Here is a 15,811-nt window from a genome sequence, read left to right on the forward strand (position 1 = left end):
CACCCTGCACCGCGAGGTTCCCCATGGCGTACGGTCTGGCCCGCCGCGAACTGCGGCCGAAGGTCCCGCTCCAGCACGGGGAAGGCGACAAGCACCACCTGACCAGCCTCGAGGGGCTCGCCGCCCTGTCGCTGGACGCGCTGAGCTCGGTCGCGTACGGACCAGAGGCGATCGTGCTCGTCCTGGTCACCGCCGGCACCGCGGCGGTGGCTGCCACGCTGCCGGTGACGCTCGCCATCGCCCTGCTGCTTGCGGTGCTGGTGGTCTCGTACGGCCAGGTGATCGCCGTACACCCGGAGGGCGGTGGCGCCTACGCGGTGGCGAAGAAGGAGCTCGGCCCCCGGACGAGTCTGCTGGCGGCGGCGAGCCTCGTCGTCGACTACGTGCTGACCGTGACCGTCAGTCTGGCCGCCGGCGCCGCGAGTCTCGCCTCCGCCTTCCCCTGGCTCGGCGAGCACCTGCTCGAGGTCTGTCTCATCGGGCTGGCCCTGCTCACCGCCGTGAACCTGCGGGGGGTGGCGGAGAGCGCCCGGGTGCTGATGCTGCCCACCCTGCTGTTCGTGGCGAGCATGGTCGGCATCATCGTTCTGGGACTGCTGCGCGCTCACCCGGTGGCCGTCGTCGGCAGCGCCCAACCCGTCCATGTCACGGAGACATTGGGACTGCTGCTGCTCCTGAAGGCGTTCTCCTCGGGCTGCTCCGCGCTCACCGGGGTGGAGGCCATCTCCAACGGCGTACCCGCGTTCCGCCCGCCGCGCGTGAAGCGGGCACAGCGCACCGAGTTGATGCTGGGCGCGCTGCTGGGACTGATGCTGATCGGCCTCGCCGTGCTGATCCACCGTGACCATGTGATTCCGCGGGAGGGGGTGACCGTGCTCGCGCAGCTGATCGCCGGCTCGTACGGGACGGGCTGGCCGTACTACGCGACCAACCTCATCGTCACCCTGGCTCTCCTGTTCGCCGCCAACACCAGCTTCGGCGGGCTGCCCGTCCTGATGAGCCTGCTCGCCAAGGACCACCGGCTGCCCCATCTCTTCGGTCTGCGCACGGAACGTCCCGTGTACCGCTGGGGTGTGGTGGCCCTTGCGCTGCTCGCGGCGCTGCTGCTCATCGCGGTGAACGCCGACACGCACCGGATGATCCCGCTGTTCGCGATCGGCGTGTTCATCGGCTTCACCATCAGCCAGATCGGGCTCGTACGGCACTGGGCGGGACAGCGGCCGCCCGGCTGGCTGCCGCGCGCGGTGCTCAACGGCTTCGGCGCGGTGCTGACCCTGGTGGCGGGGCTGGTGCTGCTGACGACCAAGTTCCTCGAGGGCGCCTGGGTGGTGGTCGTCGCGGTGCCGCTGCTGATGCTGCTGTTCGCCCGCATCGCGCGTTACTACACGGCGGTCGGCCGGGAACTGGGACTCGGCCGGGTCCCGCCGCCGGTGCGGCGTACCGATTCCCTGGTCATCGTGCCGGTCGGCGAGATCAGCAAGCTCGCCCAGCACGCGCTGACGGCCGCCGGCTCCCTCGGCCGTGAGGTCGTGGCGGTCGCCGTGCACGACGACCCCGCCAAGGCCCGGAGTCTTCAGGAGAGTTGGGACAGCTGGGATCCGGGAATCCGTCTCGACATCATCGACAGCCCGCACCGCTCGCTCGTGGAGCCCATCGTCGCCTATGTCCGGCGCGAGGCGGCGACGGGGCGGCAGATCGCCGTTCTCATCCCCGAGGTCGAGCCGCGCCACCGCCGTTACCAGATCCTGCAGAACCAGCGCGGCCTCCTGCTGGCCGCGGCGCTGAGGGCACGTACCGACGTGATCGTCTGCATCCTCCCCTACCGCCTGAACCTGTGACGAACGGGTGTGGCGAGGAGGTAAAGGTTCCAGGGGTCCTCGGCCGCGTGTTCCGGCCAGCGCCTATGCTGCCGCGAGATTACAAGATCACCTTGCGGAACATGACGCAGCGATGCCCGACAGGGCGGAACAACGGGGACATGAACAAGTACACAGTGATGGCCGCGGGCCTCGTTCTGTCGCTCGGACTGGTCGCAGGCTGCGACTCCTCCGGCGGCGCGGACACCGACGGACAGGACAAGGCCGGCAGTTCACAAGCTTCCGGGGGTGGCGCCAAGCCCACCGGGCCGGTCTACGACGGCCCGGCGATACCCGGCCTCGCCGAGAAGCAGGCATGGAGCCTGCCGTCCTCCGAAGCCATCGACCTCGGTGACACCTTCCTGTTCGTCAAGGGCACGAACGGCGACTACAGCACCGGAGGGCTGTACGAGAACGAGCCCATCGACGGCACGACGGGAACCCTCCACGCCGGCGACGAACCGGAGCCCCTCACCCTGGAGTTCCGCGATGTGAAGACCGGCACCGTACGCAAGAGCCTGAAGGTGACGGCCGACCGTGTCGCCGCCACCACCTGGCACGACGGTGTTCCGGCGCTCGAGGTGCGCACCAGCAGCACCGCGGAGTCCGACGGACTGAGCGCGGAGAAGACCACCGTCACGGTCACCGTCTACGGAGGCGACGGCGCGCAGCTGGGGAAGGCCGAGCACGCCGAGGGCACCTTCCACGTCCACGAAGGCCACATCGTCGAGCAGGCCGGCGACGCGAGCCTGCAGCTCACCCCCCTCGACGGCGGGAAGCCCCGCAAGGTCACCTGCACCGGCCAACTGGCGCACTGCTCCTTCGATCCGCGCAACAAGGACATCGACGGCGGTCAGGCGCACGCCCCGCTGATCACCGGCACGTACGCCTTCCACGTGGAGAACGCGTCCACGTACGAGGACGAGCCGGAGCAGCTCGTCATGTCCGACCTCACCACCGGCAAGAAGGTGTGGAGCACCGCGGACGTCATCCCGCCCGCGGGCGTGGAGCTGAACGAGGACAAGGAGCGGACCTCCGGTGCCGTCCGCGTGCTCGACGTCCGCGACGGCCGGATCCTCACCGCGTGGGGTGCCGGTGCCCTCTCCCCGGACACCTGGGTCACGGCGACGTACGACGTCGGCAGCGGCAAGCAGATCGGCGGCTCCACCACGTACGCCTACGCCGACAACCCCGGCGACACGGTCAACACGGAGGGTTCATCCGTCCTCTCCCCCGACCACCGGCTGGCGGCGGCCGCCACCGAGACCGGCACCGCCGTGTGGCAGCTCGCCGACGGCAAGGCGGTCTGGGCGCAGCAGGACGGCGAGAACCTGATGACGCCGCTGCGCTTCTCGCCGAGCGGCGTGCTGTACGGCACCGCGGAGGGAGACGGGGACGGGGAGACCGTGCTCGCAGTCGACGGCCGCACGAAGAAGGTGCTCACCAAGAGTCTGCCCGAGGAGAACGTCCCGCTGTTCTCCCAGCCGTCGGGTTACGGCTACTTCAGCACGGAGGACGGCTTCTTCGTCTTCCCCGCGCAGGCGTAGTCCTCCGGCCCCGCCTCCCGGGCCCGGGGGCCCCGGCCTGCCGCCGCCCGGGCAAGGGAACCGGAGCGGCGTGGCCCTTGCCCACCGCGGCCGCTGGATGACCCACGGACCCGGAGAGGTGCGCCCGCCGGCTGCGCACTGCCCCTTCCGCTCGACCGCGACGGGAGGAGCGAGCAGCCGGCCTCGGCGCGTCATGGACGAGCCGGTCCGCCCGCCGGGGAGACTTTCGCCATGACCAACGCAGCGAAGGCAGTCCTGGAGGGCGGCCCCGACGAGCTTCCTGAGCGGATCGTTCCCGTCACGACGCCCGGGGAGGACCTCAAGATCCCGTTCCGTGGCGGGTACGAGCACTTCAGGGCCACGGCGCGTCAACAGGAAACCGGCGAGGGCGCATTGCCCGTCTACGAATGGTGGGAGCGCACGGAACTCCCCGGGTAGGCACCGACCGGGTCAGGCCGGCCGCCAAGGCAGCAGCGCGGCCTGATCACACCCTCACCGGGTGATCCATCATGAGGACATGTGGTGGCACGGTGAACCAGCAGTGGTGGACAGGGCGTTGCTGCTGAACGAGCTCCGGTTCGATCCGGACGCGGTCCACGAGCTCGACCGCCCTTGCTCCTCGTCCCGGGCGACCATGTCCTTCTCCAGGGCCGGCAGGTGGTCATCGAACGCGCGGCCGGGTACACGGAGCGTCCCGCCGGCCGCTGGTCGCCGTGGTGCTGGAAGTGGCGTCTCGTCTGAGACGGCCCTGCCGGGAGAGTGCGGCGCAGCGCCCCGAACAGGTGCGCCGTCCGGGGACGCGTGCATCAGCGCGCACACGCGGCCCGCATCGGCACTACCGTGGGAGTACGCCCACAAGGAAAGAGCGGCAAGAGGTGGCACCATGGCCAGCCTGAGCGAGCGGAAGTCCCTGCGCAGACAGATCCTCCGTGAGATCTACGATCGGTCCGGCGGGACGTCGGCTCTGATCGATGCCAAGGTTCTGCAGGTGGATCTCGGTGTGAGCGATCACGAAATGGCCGCCGCTTGCGAGTACCTGGCAGGGGAAGGCCTGGCCCTCCTCGAGGCCGACACCTTCGGCACCGCCGCGACGCCGAGCCTGATCGCGCTGACGCACAAGGGAGTCGTCCAGGCCGAGGACGGGGCGGGCGACTGACCCGGCCGGTCCGATGAAACGCCCGGTGCCGGGCCGGGCCGCCACCGGCCGCGGCGCGCGGTGGGATCAAACGAATAAACCGCGATGACCGGCGTCGGCCATGTTCTCCCGGGAATTCACCCTGGAAATCCGACACCGCGAACGAGTCCGTGCTACCTTGGTTTGCAGTTGCAGTTTTGGTACCCATGAACTTGTGTGCACCTGACGAGACGTTCAGGTGTGTTTTTGTTTTTCCGGTCTCTCCGGGTGGGTCATTGCGGCGACGGGAAATTCGCACACGGCGGATTTCCAGAACTGCCCCTATTTGAGGAGATCTCCATGGCTACTGGCACTGTGAAGTGGTTCAACGCCGAAAAGGGCTTCGGCTTCATCGCGCAGGACGGCGGCGGCGCCGACGTCTTCGCCCACTACTCGAACATCGCCACCCAGGGCTTCCGTGAGCTGCAGGAAGGCCAGAAGGTGAACTTCGACGTCACGCAGGGCCCGAAGGGCCCGCAGGCCGAGAACATCGTCCCGGCCTGACGCCGGCACGCACCGCACAGCAGGGCCCGTATCCCCTCGGAGGGGGTACGGGCCCTCGCGTGTGCCGGCCGTGAACCCGGCCATCGATTGTCGGGCTCCCGTGCCGCGCCGGAATACTCCCTGCCGCACCGAGAGTATTCCGTATCTTCGCGGCCCCGGCTGTGCCGTTCCCGGTGCACGACCCCCGGGACGGAATTTCCGGCCCGGGGGCGGGACCGCGTGATGCCGGCATTTACCGGACCCCATTGTCGAACATACGTCGCCATATATACCGACGCTGCTGACCCGGTACGGAAACAGCCGGCTCCGGCTGCCCCCACTCGCCCCGCCCGGATCCGGCCACGGTTGCCGCCGCGGGGCTCGGCCCGCCTGCCCTGCCGACGTCGGCCCGACCGGCGGCCCGTGCAGCGTCCGCAGCCGAGCCGCCGTCGCCGCGCAGTCGCATGCTGCTTGAACTGAAGCCGCCGGCATGCCGTACACATAACGGCGGCCCCATTCTTTCGAGTGGTCCGCCCTGCCTCACCGCGCCTCGCACGGAAGGACCTTCGGGTGTCGCTTTGGACGCGCTCTCGTCAACTGCTCCATACGGACAACGCAACAACGGAGGACGGCCCCGCACCGGCCGGGTCCGGATCCCCTGAGGGCACCGCCGAAGCCGGCGCCGACGGGGCCGAACCGGGTGAGGCCGTCGCCGAGAGCGGGCGGAGCAAGCACCCGGTCGTGGCGCGAGTGATCACTGCACTCGCCGCCGTACTCGTGCTCTTCGCCCTCCTCGTGCCGAACGAACTCGGCCGCATCACACCCGGCACGTTCGCGCGCATCCCGGTGGAGGGGATCTTCGGCGCCGCGGTACTGCTCGTCCTGCCGCCGAAGGCGAGGCGGACGGGAGCGCTGCTGGCCGGGGCGATCCTGGGCCTGCTCACCATCCTGAAGTTCCTCGACATGGGCTTCTACTCGGTTCTCGACCGGCCGTTCGACCTGGTCCTCGACTGGATCCTGCTCGACGACGCGCAGTCCTTCCTCACGGACACCGTCGGCCGGGCAGGCGCGGTCGGTGCCGTGATCGGGGTCGTGGTCGTCGTCCTCGCCCTGCTCGTTCTCATGGCCCTGGCCGTCGTCCGGCTGAGCCATGTCGTGGCCCGGCACAGCGCCGTGGCGACCCGCAGCCTTCTGGTCGCCGGGACCGTCTGGACCCTCTGCACGGCGCTCGGCCTGCAGATAGCCGGCGTCCCGGTCGCATCCAGGACCACGGCCGGGTTCGTCGAAAACCGTGCGGAGCAGGTGCGGGCCGGCCTGAAGGACAGGGAGACGTTCGCCAAGGAGTCCGCCGTGGACGCCTACCGCGACACCCCGCCCGACCAACTGCTGACCGGACTGCGCGGCAAGAACGTCATCTTCGCCTTCATCGAGAGCTACGGCCGCAGCGCGATCCAGGACCCGGAGATGGCTCCCCAGGTCGGTGCGGTACTCGCGGACGGGACGAACAGGCTGCGTGCGGCCGGTTTCTCCACCCGCAGCGCCTTTCTCACCTCGCCGACGACGGGCGCGGGCAGCTGGCTGGCCCACTCCACGTTCATGTCAGGCCTGTGGATCAAGAACCAGCAGCGCTACCGCACCCTGACCTCGAGCGACCGCTTCACCCTCACCCGCGCCTTCCAGCGCGCGGGCGCCTGGCGGACGGTCGGCATCATGCCGGGCGTCACCCGGTCCTGGCCCGAGGGGAAGTTCTACGGTCTCGACCACGTCTACGACTCCCGGCAACTCGGTTACAAGGGGCCGAAGTTCAGCTGGACACCGGTACCCGACCAGTACAGCCTGTCGGCCTTCGAACGCCTGGAACACGGCAAGGCGGGCCACAAGCCGATGATGACGGAGATCATTCTCGCGTCCAGCCACAATCCCTGGGCGCCCATACCCGAGATGATCGGCTGGGACGAGGTCGGTGACGGCTCGGTCTACCACGCCATCAAGAAGGCGGGCAAAGACCCCAAGGACGTGTGGAAGGATCCCGACCAGGTGCGCACCGAGTACCGGCGTGCCATCGAGTACTCGCTGAACAGCCTCATCTCCTACGTGGAGAAGTACGGCGACGACGACACCGTGCTCGTCTTCCTCGGCGATCACCAGCCCGTCCGGACGGTCACCGAAGGCAACCTCGGCCGGGACGTACCGATCGCGATCGTCGCGCGCGACCCTGCCGTGATGGACCGGATCTCCGGCTGGGACTGGCAGGAGGGTCTGAAGCCCGGGCTTGAGGCTCCGGTCTGGCGGATGGACACCTTCCGCGACCGCTTCCTGAACGCCTACGGCCCGCAGCCCGGCAAGGTCCCGTCTCCGTAGCGGGGAGCAACGACCAGGAGCCGGCGAACGCGCCGGCCCGGTACACAGGAAGGTCCGGTCGGCGGTGCCGACCGGACCTTCCTGCCTCTCGGCGGGCCATGTCCCGCGCGAGGCGGGAGCCGCTCAGACCCTCTCGTGCACCGCGTCCGGGACCACCGGAGCGCACTCACGGACCCTGACGCGCCACAGCCACCTGATGTCCCGCCCGAAGGACCAGACGAGCAGCGCCAGTGCCACCAGGACCGCCGTGTGGGCGGCCAGGAGCGGCAGGACGCCTGCGGCGGCGACGAGCAGGACGATCCCCTGCATCGCGGCCACCGTCTTACGGGCCATGCTCGGCGGCAGCGGCCCGTTCAGCCACGGAAGTGCCCGGGCGGCCGCGACGAAGACGTAGCGCATGACGCCGATCAACAGCACCCATGCGCCCAGCGACATGGCGACGTAGACGCTGAGCACCAGGATGAGGAAGGCGTCGACCTCCATGTCGAAGCGCGCCCCCAAAGGGGACTCCGTCCCTGTGCGCCGCGCGACCTGGCCGTCGACCGCGTCCAGCGCCAGCGCCACCGCGGTGAGGACGACCAGCACCGCGACCGGCGGGGGGCTCGCGAAGGAGTCCGCGACCAGCGCGGTCACCCCTCCGACGAGCATCGTCCGGGCCAGGGTGACACCGTTGGCCGGTCCGAACGGCCTGTGCCACGACCGGCGCAGGGCTCGCGTGAGCAGGGCCCAGGTGCCGACCGTGAAGGCCAGACCCGTCAGCCATCCCGCGGGCCCCAGTCCGATCACCGCGCCGAGAAGGCCCAGCAGGACCGACTGCACGGCCGCACCGGCGGCCGCCGCCGGGCACAGCACCCTTGTGTCATATGTGTGGCTCAGAGCCAACGCGCACCACCCTCCGGCTGTGTGACAGAGTCGATGAGTGCCGCGTACCGTGTGCGCCGCCTCATGATTACCAGAACGGAATCCGTTACCCGAGCGTTCAGCAGGAGGACGTCGATGGAGCGCGCCGCACGCGCCTTCTGGCTCCGCTCCCCCGGCCAGGGCGAGATACGGGATGTCTCCCTGCCCGAGCCGGGCGGCGACGACGTCGTGGTGCGCACGCTGTGTTCCGGGGTGAGCCGTGGCACGGAGAGCCTCGTCTTCCGCGGCGGCGTGCCCCGAAGCCAGCACACCGCGATGCGGGCGCCGTTCCAGGACGGCGAGTTCCCCGGGCCGGTCAAGTACGGCTACCTCAATGTCGGCCTCGTCGAGGAAGGGCCGCACCACCTCGTCGGACGCACGGTCTTCTGCCTCTATCCGCACCAGAGCCGGTACGTCGTCCCGGCGAGTGCCGTGACCCTCGTACCGGACACCGTGCCCGCCGGGCGGGCGGTGCTGGCCGGGACCGTGGAGACCGCGGTGAACGCCCTGTGGGACGCCGCGCCGATGGTCGGCGACCGGATCGCCGTCGTGGGAGCCGGCATGATCGGCTGCTCCGTGGCCGCTCTTGCCGCCCGGTATCCCGGCGTCCGCGTCCAGCTGATCGATTCCGACCCTGCCCGAGCCGCCGTGGCCGAGGCGCTGGGCGTCGACTTCGCCCTCCCCGAGGACGCACTGGGCGCCTGCGACCTCGCCGTCCACGCCAGCGCCACCGAGGCCGGACTGGCTCGCTCACTGGAGCTCCTCGCCCCGGAGGGAACGGTGCTGGAGCTGAGCTGGTACGGCGACCGCCGGATCAGCGTGCCGCTGGGGGAGGCCTTCCACTCCGGCCGGCTGGTCCTGCGCGGCAGCCAGGTCGGTCGGGTGTCCGAGGCACGGCGCTCCCGCCGGACCTTCGCCGACCGGCTCGCGCTCTCGCTCGAACTGCTCGCCGACCCCGCCTTCGACGCACTTGTCACGGGAGAGTGCGCGTTCGAGGAGTTGCCGTCGGTCATGTCCCGGATCGCCGCCGGCGAACTTCCCGGGCTCTGCCACCGCGTCGTGTACGACACGGCCGCACCACCGGCTTCGGCCTGAATCTCCGGTCCGGATCTCCGAACGACCTGGGCGTTTGAACACGCAGTACGCTCCGGCCGTACTGAAAGGCAGGGGCCGTCAGCGGCCGCATGCTTCCGACCGGGAGGTCACAGCCGTTGTTCAGCGTCACCGTCCGCGAGCACCTCATGATCGCTCACAGCTTCCGCGGAGAGGTCTTCGGACCCGCACAGCGTCTGCACGGAGCGACGTTCCTTGTGGACGCCACCTTCCGCCGTCCCGAGTTGGACGCCGACAACATCGTCGTCGACATCGGCCTGGCCACCAGTGAACTGGGTTCGGTGGTGGGTGAGTTCAACTACCGCAATCTCGACGACGAGGCCCAGTTCGAGGGCATCAACACCTCAACGGAGTTCCTGGCCAAGGTGATCGCCGACCGGCTGGCCGACCGGGTGCAGGCCGGCGCGCTGGGCGAGGGCGCCCGCGGCCTGACCGGCATCACGGTCACCCTGCACGAGTCGCACATCGCGTGGGCGAGTTACGAGCGGTCTCTGTGAACCACGCAGCCGCCGCCCTCCCCGAGCGCTCCGTGCGGGTCGTGATGCCCGGGGGCGTCGACGATCCGGCGGCGCCGAGCGGCGGCAACATCTACGACCGCCGGGTGTGCCGGGACCTGCCCCAGGTCGGCTGGCAGGTCCACGAGCACCTCGTCGCCGGCGCATGGCCGCAGCCCGGGGCCACCGCGCGTGCGGAACTGGCCCGGATCCTGCGGGAGTCGGCGGACGGCACCGTCGTCCTCCTCGACGGAATCGTCGCCTGCGGCGTCCCCGACGTCATCGTGCCCGAGGCCGAGCGGCTGCGTCTGGCGGTGCTGGTGCATCTGCCGCTGGGCGACGAGACGGGACTCGCCCCGGAGACGGCGGCGGCTCTGGACGCCGCGGAGCGCAGGACGCTGCGGGCCGTGGCAGCGGTCGTGGCGACCAGTGACTGGGCGGCCGACCGGCTCGTGGAGCACCACGGGCTCGAGGCCGGCCGGGTCCATGTCGCCGCCCCCGGGGCCGACATAGCTCCGTTGGCTGCCGGCACCGCATCCGGCACCGACAGCGCGCCGCGCCTGCTGTGCGTCGCCTCGGTGACCCCGCGCAAGGGGCAACTCGAGCTGGTGGAGGCCCTCGGAGCCGTCGCCGGTCTGCCGTGGAGCTGCACCTTCGTCGGCGGACTGGCCCACGACCCCGGCTACGTCGCCCGGCTCAGGAAACTGATCGGTCGGTACGGCCTCGACGAGAGGGTGCACCTCGTCGGCCCCCGGACCGGCGCCGGGCTGAACGCGAGTTACGCCGCCGCCGACCTTCTGGTGCTCGCCTCCCGTGCCGAGACGTACGGCATGGCCGTGACCGAGGCTCTCGCGCGGGGCGTTCCCGTACTGGCGACGGCCGTCGGCGGAGTCCCGGAAGCGGTCGGGCACGCGCCCGGCGGCGGCGTGCCGGGCGTCCTCGTGCCGCCGGCGGATCCGGCGGCACTCACTGCGGCGTTGCGCCACTGGCTCAGCGAGCCCGGCGAGCGCCATCGTTCGAAGGTGGCCGCGCGAGGCCGGCGCACGGCGCTGGCGGGCTGGGAGACGACCTCGCGAAGCCTTGCCAAGGCGCTTGAGCAGCTCCGGCTGGAGCCTCGGAGGAACATATGAACGGGACCGACCGACCTCGTTACGCGCCGGAGTGGCTGGCACTGCGGGAGGGCGCCGACGCCGCCGCCCGCGCACCCGAACTCCTCGGCCCGCTGCGGCAGCACCTGGAGAACGCCGAGCGAGGGGCCGCGGGACTGGTGGTACGCGACCTCGGCTGCGGCACCGGTTCCATGGGGCGCTGGCTCGCCCCCCGGCTGAACGGTCCGCAGCACTGGATCCTGCACGACCACGACCCGGAGCTGCTCGAACTGGCCGCCGCGCAGATGCCCCGTACCGCCGCCGACGGCAGCCCCGTCACGGTCACGACGGAACCCGGCGACATCGCGCGCCTGACCGCCGAACGCCTCGCCGGCACCTCGCTGGTGACGGCCTCCGCACTGCTGGACCTGCTCACCCGCGACGAACTGGACGCACTCGCCGCGGCCTGCGCCGGGGCCCGCTGCCCGGCCCTGCTGGCGCTGTCCGTGGTGGGGCGGGTCGACCTCACCCCGGCCGACCCGCTGGACGCCGCGATCACCGACGCGTTCAACGCCCATCAGCGCCGCGTCGATGACGGCCGCCGGCTCCTCGGGCCCGACGCCGTGGCGGCGGCCTCCGTGGCCTTCGCGCACCACGGTCTGACCGTACGGGCGCAGCCCAGCCAGTGGCAGCTCGGTCCTGGCTCCCGGCTCCCGGCGGCCTCCGCGCAGCCGGGCGCGGGCTCCGACGGGTCCGCGCTGGCGGCGGAGTGGCTGCGGGGCTGGGTGAGCGCCGCCTGTGAGCAGCAGCCGGATCTCGCGCCGCGCGCCGACACGTATCTGCAGAGCCGCCTGGCGGCGTGCGAGGCAGGTGAGTTGCGGGTGGTGGTGCATCACAGCGATGTGCTGGCCGTGCCCAGGCCGGCCGGCGGTACCTCGTGATCCCGCAGGCGCTCCGGGCCCGGCTGGGCATGCTCGTGGGAGCGGCCGTCCTGGCGGCGATGCTGTGGTGGCAGGGCACCGGCGCCTTCCTCGACGGCCTGCGGGGGATCGACGGCCCCACCCTCCTGGCCGCTCTGGGCCTCGGCCTGTTCACCACCGTGCTCAGCGCGTGGCGCTGGCGCCTGGTGGCCCGCGGTCTGAGCATCGAGCTGCCGCTGGGCCGGGCCGTCGCCGACTACTACCGCGCCCTGTTCCTGAACGCCGCGCTGCCCGGCGGCGTCCTCGGCGACGTGCACCGCGCGGTACGGCACGGGCAGAGCTCCGGTGACGTCGGCCGGGGCGTCCGCGCGGTCGTCCTCGAACGGGTCGCGGGCCAGGTGGTCCTGATCGCGGTCGGCGTGGCGCTCCTGGTCGCGCAGCCTTCCCCGGCCCTGGCGGAGGCCGGCCGTGCCGCCCGCCACCACGCCACGTCGCCGGGCGCCGTGGCGGTCCTCGCCGTGGTGTGCGCTCTTGCGACGGTCGCCGCAGTCCGGCGCCGCCGGAAGCCGGACACCTCACACCCCGGGAAGCCGGACACATCGCGCTGGCGCCGCACGGTGCGCGCCACGTTCGCCGAGGCGCGGCTCGGGCTGCTCGCCCGCGCCAGCTGGCCGGGCGTGCTGCTCTCGTCCCTCGCCGTGCTGGCGGGGTATCTCGGCATGTTCCTGCTCGCCGCCCGGGCCGCCGGATCAACGGCGCCTGCCGCCGAGTTGCTGCCTCTGATGGTCCTGGCCCTGCTCGCCATGGCGCTGCCGCTCAACGTCGGCGGCTGGGGGCCCAGGGAAGGAGTCACCGCCTGGGCCTTCGGAGCCGCGGGAATGGGCGCGGGCCAGGGGCTGACCGTTGCCGTGGTGTACGGACTACTGTCCTTCGCCGCGAGCCTGCCCGGTGTCGGCGTGCTCGTCGTCCACTGGTTCGCCGGGATCCGGCGTCGGCAGGTCGAGCTCGAAGAGGGTGTCCTCGCCGAGGGCCGCGCGCCGCACCGGCGGCCGCAGGGCGTCCCGCATCAGCTCAGGACCGGGGAAGCGGAGCCCCGGGACGCCGTCGCCGATCAAAACCGGCGCCACGGTGACGTAGAGCCGGTGCAGCGCGCCCTCGTGGAGAAAGCGCGACACGGTCACGCCGCCGCCCTCGACGAGTACGCGGCCCAGGCCGCGTCGCGCGAGCTCCCGCACCAGGCGCCCGGGGGTGAACGCCGCGCTGTCGGGCAGGGTCAGCACATCGACGCCCTTGAGGTCCGCAGCGGCCTGTTCGCACTCACGGCCGGCGCCCACCACCCACAGGGTCGGGGCAGCTCCGTCGCTGAACACCTGGCTGTGCAGCGGTACTCGGCCGTGCGGATCGAGGACGACGCGCACCGGGTGGGCACCCGGGCAGGCGCGGACCGTCAGCCGGGGGTCGTCCGCGACGGCGGTACCGGCCCCGACGACCACCGCGTCGGCGAGCGCGCGCAGCCGGTGCAGATGCTCGCGGTCCTCCTCGCCGGTGACGTAGTCGGCATCGCCGGTCCGGGTCGCGATGAAACCGTCAAGGCTCTGCCCCAGCTGCGCGAAGGTGAAGCGCGGTCCGGCCAGACACAGCGACAGATAGCGGTCGGCGAGGACATCCGCCTCGGGCGAAGCGTTTCGCCACCGGCGCCGGCCGTCCGCGCCCGGGAACAGCCCGGCGGCTTCGGCGTCCGCCTCGGTCCGGATGCCGAGCAGCAGCTCCCAGGCTCCCGACGCGTCGAGCGTGCCGCCCCGGTGGGCGGCGGTGGGGCCGGTCACAGGGACTCCGCCGGAGTCAGGAGGGAGATGTACGCCGCGAAGCATTCGACGAGACCTGCCAGCAATTCCTTACCCTTCTCGGCCGACGCCAGTGACGGACGGCCGACCACACCGGACTCCGTGTAGGCCCGCAGCCCGAGAGTGAGCATATGTTCCCGGTCATCGGCGAGAAAATCAGAGGTCTCATAACCGGGCCGGACCAATTCAGGATGGTCGTGCAGCAGGATGGACGTCTCGACCTCGCCCGCGTGCATATCGCTGGCCGACGGCGTACGCACACCGGCCCGTTCCCGCGCCGCATTCCAGTCGGCCGGTCCGGGAAAGAGCGCCATGCGAGTGCCGGTTCCGGCGGACTCCTGAACCACGTTGCGCAGTACGTAGTTTCCGCCGTGACCGTTGATCAGTACCAGGTTGGTGATACCCGACCGGCGGAGGGATTCGGCTATGTCCTGCACGACCGAATGGAGGGTCGCGGCGGAAATGCTGACGGTCCCCGGCCAGGCGGCGTGTTCGTGCGAGCAGGAGATGGTCAGCGGCGGCAGGCAGTGCACCGGGTGGGCGGACGCGACCTCCCGGGCTATGGCGCAGGCTATGACCGTGTCGGTCATCAGCGGGAGAAACGGGCCATGTTGCTCGAAACTGCCGATGGGAAGGACGGCGACAGCGGCCTGACGGGCCCTCACATCGTCGGTCGTCGTGTCCAGCGGCAGCAGACCGAGCACCGGCGGTCGCACATGCGGGCCACTCATGTTCCCGACCCTTTCTCTCTTCGTTCCACGAGATACGGCCGCCGGGCGGCCAGATCGCCGAAATTGTCGAATATCGCGTACCAGCAGGCCGGTTGACCCGCTCGTCGATTTCGAACCCAAACCGAAGGCTACCCGATAGGATCTTGCCATGATAGAACCCGATGACGCATACCGCGACAATGTTCGTGCTGCGGGCGTCCAGCGCGTGGCACATGTCCGGCTTTCCACCGAGCACGGTGTTTTTCTCGCGGTCGGCTATCTGGACCGCGTTCGCGGGGACGAGCAAATAGCGTTGGTATACGGGGACATCGAGGGAGAAGGAGCCCTTACGCGCGTTCATTCGGAGTGCCTGACCGGAGACGCCTTCGGGTCCAGGCACTGTGAATGCGGGGACCAGCTGTCCGCGTCCTTGCGTGCCATCGTCGACGAGGGACGCGGCGTCCTGCTCTACCTCAAGGGTCACGAGGGGCGGGGAATCGGCCTGTTGGCGAAACTTCAGGCGATGCAGCTGCAGGCGGAAGGGATGGACACCGTCGAGGCCAACCTCGCACTCGGACTCCCGGCCGACGCCCGCGACTTCCGGGTGGCGGCGGACATGCTCCACGACCTCGGTGTGCGCTCCGTACGGCTGTTGTCGAACAACCCGCGCAAGCGTGAGTCCCTCCTCCAGCACGGCATCAAGGTGAGCGAGCAGGTTCCGCTGCTGACGCAGCCGCGCGAGGAGAACATCTTCTATCTGCAGACCAAGCGGGAGCGGTTCGGCCACCTCCTTCCCCACCTGGACCGCATGGCCGACAGGTCCTGAGCCCGGGGACGGGGACGGGCGTGCGCCACGGCTCCGCCGCTCTCCCCGGTCCGGGTCCCGGGCAGGACACAGGCCGCCCCGGCAGCGGCATGCACCCGCAGGTCGTTCCGGAGCGCGTCCGGGGACCGTGGGAACCGTCGGTGCCGAGGGACCGCGCTCGTTTCACGGAAGGCTGCGGCGTGTGGCCGGTGCCCGGCTGCCGCTGACCGCCGCAGCCCTCCTCGGACGCCGGGACACCGCCGATGCCGGCTGTCCGTACGTCCTGTGTCATGCGTCGTCGGCCGTTGACCGTCCGACGTGCACCGCGCCTGCCCTGGTGCCGGCCGCGGGCGCGGTCCCGGTCATCGGCGGGGGACACCTCGTCCCGAGCGGGAAGCCGGGAAGCACGGTCATGCCCGGCGCCTGCCTGGTGGCGGTGATCGCCCTGCCCGGCCGGCGGACGCCGCGGGGAAGCCGAAGCGGCGAAGAACGCGGTCCAGCCGCGCGCGGCCTCCT

At 70.9% G+C, this 15,811-nt stretch carries 14 protein-coding genes and 1 pseudogene; 12 read left to right on the forward strand and 3 right to left on the reverse strand.

Going from position 1 to position 15,811, the window contains the following annotated elements; translation table 11 throughout:
• Positions 1 to 23 precede the first annotated feature (23 nt).
• The 6 genes from OHS70_RS17450 (at position 24) to OHS70_RS17475 (ending at position 7,421) form a co-directional block, all read left to right on the forward strand.
• Positions 24 to 1,838, forward strand: a complete 1,815-nt coding sequence (locus OHS70_RS17450; protein WP_328398544.1) for an APC family permease — start codon at positions 24 to 26, stop codon at positions 1,836 to 1,838.
• Positions 1,839 to 1,978: 140 nt separating this feature from the next.
• A complete protein-coding gene (locus tag OHS70_RS17455; RefSeq protein ID WP_328398546.1) occupies positions 1,979 to 3,403 on the forward strand; it encodes a hypothetical protein in 1,425 nt (474 codons plus the stop codon).
• Positions 3,404 to 3,634: 231 nt separating this feature from the next.
• On the forward strand, positions 3,635 to 3,841 hold the full coding sequence (locus OHS70_RS17460) for a DUF5988 family protein (RefSeq protein WP_328398548.1): 207 nt from the start codon (positions 3,635 to 3,637) through the stop codon (positions 3,839 to 3,841).
• Positions 3,842 to 4,286: 445 nt separating this feature from the next.
• Positions 4,287 to 4,559 carry a hypothetical protein gene (locus OHS70_RS17465; RefSeq protein WP_328398550.1) on the forward strand — a complete coding sequence of 91 codons (273 nt, stop codon included), beginning with the start codon at positions 4,287 to 4,289 and terminating at the stop codon, positions 4,557 to 4,559.
• Positions 4,560 to 4,877: 318 nt separating this feature from the next.
• On the forward strand, positions 4,878 to 5,081 hold the full coding sequence (locus tag OHS70_RS17470) for a cold-shock protein (protein ID WP_328398552.1): 204 nt from the start codon (positions 4,878 to 4,880) through the stop codon (positions 5,079 to 5,081).
• A 549-nt stretch (positions 5,082 to 5,630) separates the two neighbouring features.
• A complete protein-coding gene (locus OHS70_RS17475; RefSeq protein ID WP_328398554.1) occupies positions 5,631 to 7,421 on the forward strand; it encodes a sulfatase in 1,791 nt (596 codons plus the stop codon).
• 123 nt (positions 7,422 to 7,544) lie between these two features.
• Here OHS70_RS17475 and OHS70_RS17480 read toward each other — a convergent pair whose 3' ends face one another.
• Entirely contained in the window at positions 7,545 to 8,303 is a 759-nt protein-coding gene (locus tag OHS70_RS17480) for a CDP-alcohol phosphatidyltransferase family protein (protein WP_328398556.1), read from the reverse strand.
• A 114-nt stretch (positions 8,304 to 8,417) separates the two neighbouring features.
• Here OHS70_RS17480 and OHS70_RS17485 point away from each other — a divergent pair, with 114 nt between their 5' ends.
• The 5 genes and pseudogenes from OHS70_RS17485 to OHS70_RS17505 form a co-directional block, all read left to right on the forward strand.
• Positions 8,418 to 9,416 (forward strand): zinc-dependent alcohol dehydrogenase, encoded by a 999-nt coding sequence (locus OHS70_RS17485; RefSeq protein WP_328398558.1) that lies wholly within the window; start codon positions 8,418 to 8,420, stop codon positions 9,414 to 9,416.
• A gap of 116 nt (positions 9,417 to 9,532) precedes the next feature.
• On the forward strand, positions 9,533 to 9,931 hold the full coding sequence (locus OHS70_RS17490) for a 6-pyruvoyl trahydropterin synthase family protein (RefSeq protein WP_328398560.1): 399 nt from the start codon (positions 9,533 to 9,535) through the stop codon (positions 9,929 to 9,931).
• Positions 9,932 to 9,975: 44 nt separating this feature from the next.
• Positions 9,976 to 11,058, forward strand: coding sequence for a glycosyltransferase family 4 protein (locus OHS70_RS17495; RefSeq protein ID WP_328405686.1), 1,083 nt, complete (start codon positions 9,976 to 9,978; stop codon positions 11,056 to 11,058).
• Positions 11,055 to 11,957: a class I SAM-dependent methyltransferase gene (locus OHS70_RS17500; RefSeq protein WP_328398563.1), complete on the forward strand. Its 903-nt coding sequence runs from the start codon at positions 11,055 to 11,057 to the stop codon at positions 11,955 to 11,957. Before OHS70_RS17495 ends, OHS70_RS17500 begins: the two co-directional genes overlap by 4 nt.
• Positions 11,942 to 12,928 (forward strand): annotated as a pseudogene (locus OHS70_RS17505) (lysylphosphatidylglycerol synthase transmembrane domain-containing protein); the annotation flags it as partial. The gene OHS70_RS17500 and the pseudogene OHS70_RS17505, both read left to right, overlap by 16 nt.
• Here the strand turns inward: OHS70_RS17505 and OHS70_RS17510 are convergent.
• Both OHS70_RS17510 and OHS70_RS17515 read right to left on the reverse strand, forming a co-directional pair.
• Positions 12,857 to 13,807, reverse strand: a complete 951-nt coding sequence (locus OHS70_RS17510) for a RibD family protein (protein WP_328405688.1) — start codon at positions 13,805 to 13,807, stop codon at positions 12,857 to 12,859. The pseudogene OHS70_RS17505 and the gene OHS70_RS17510 overlap by 72 nt on opposite strands.
• Complete coding sequence (locus tag OHS70_RS17515) at positions 13,759 to 14,511, reverse strand: creatininase family protein (RefSeq protein ID WP_328405690.1); 753 nt, start codon at positions 14,509 to 14,511, stop codon at positions 13,759 to 13,761. Before OHS70_RS17515 ends, OHS70_RS17510 begins: the two co-directional genes overlap by 49 nt.
• Before the next feature lie 148 nt (positions 14,512 to 14,659).
• On the opposite strand from OHS70_RS17515, the gene ribA reads away from it, so the two are divergent.
• A complete protein-coding gene (gene ribA / locus OHS70_RS17520) occupies positions 14,660 to 15,316 on the forward strand; it encodes a GTP cyclohydrolase II (RefSeq protein WP_328398564.1) in 657 nt (218 codons plus the stop codon).
• Positions 15,317 to 15,811 lie beyond the last annotated feature (495 nt).

This window comes from Streptomyces sp. NBC_00390, from assembly GCF_036057275.1.
Classification (GTDB): domain Bacteria; phylum Actinomycetota; class Actinomycetes; order Streptomycetales; family Streptomycetaceae; genus Streptomyces.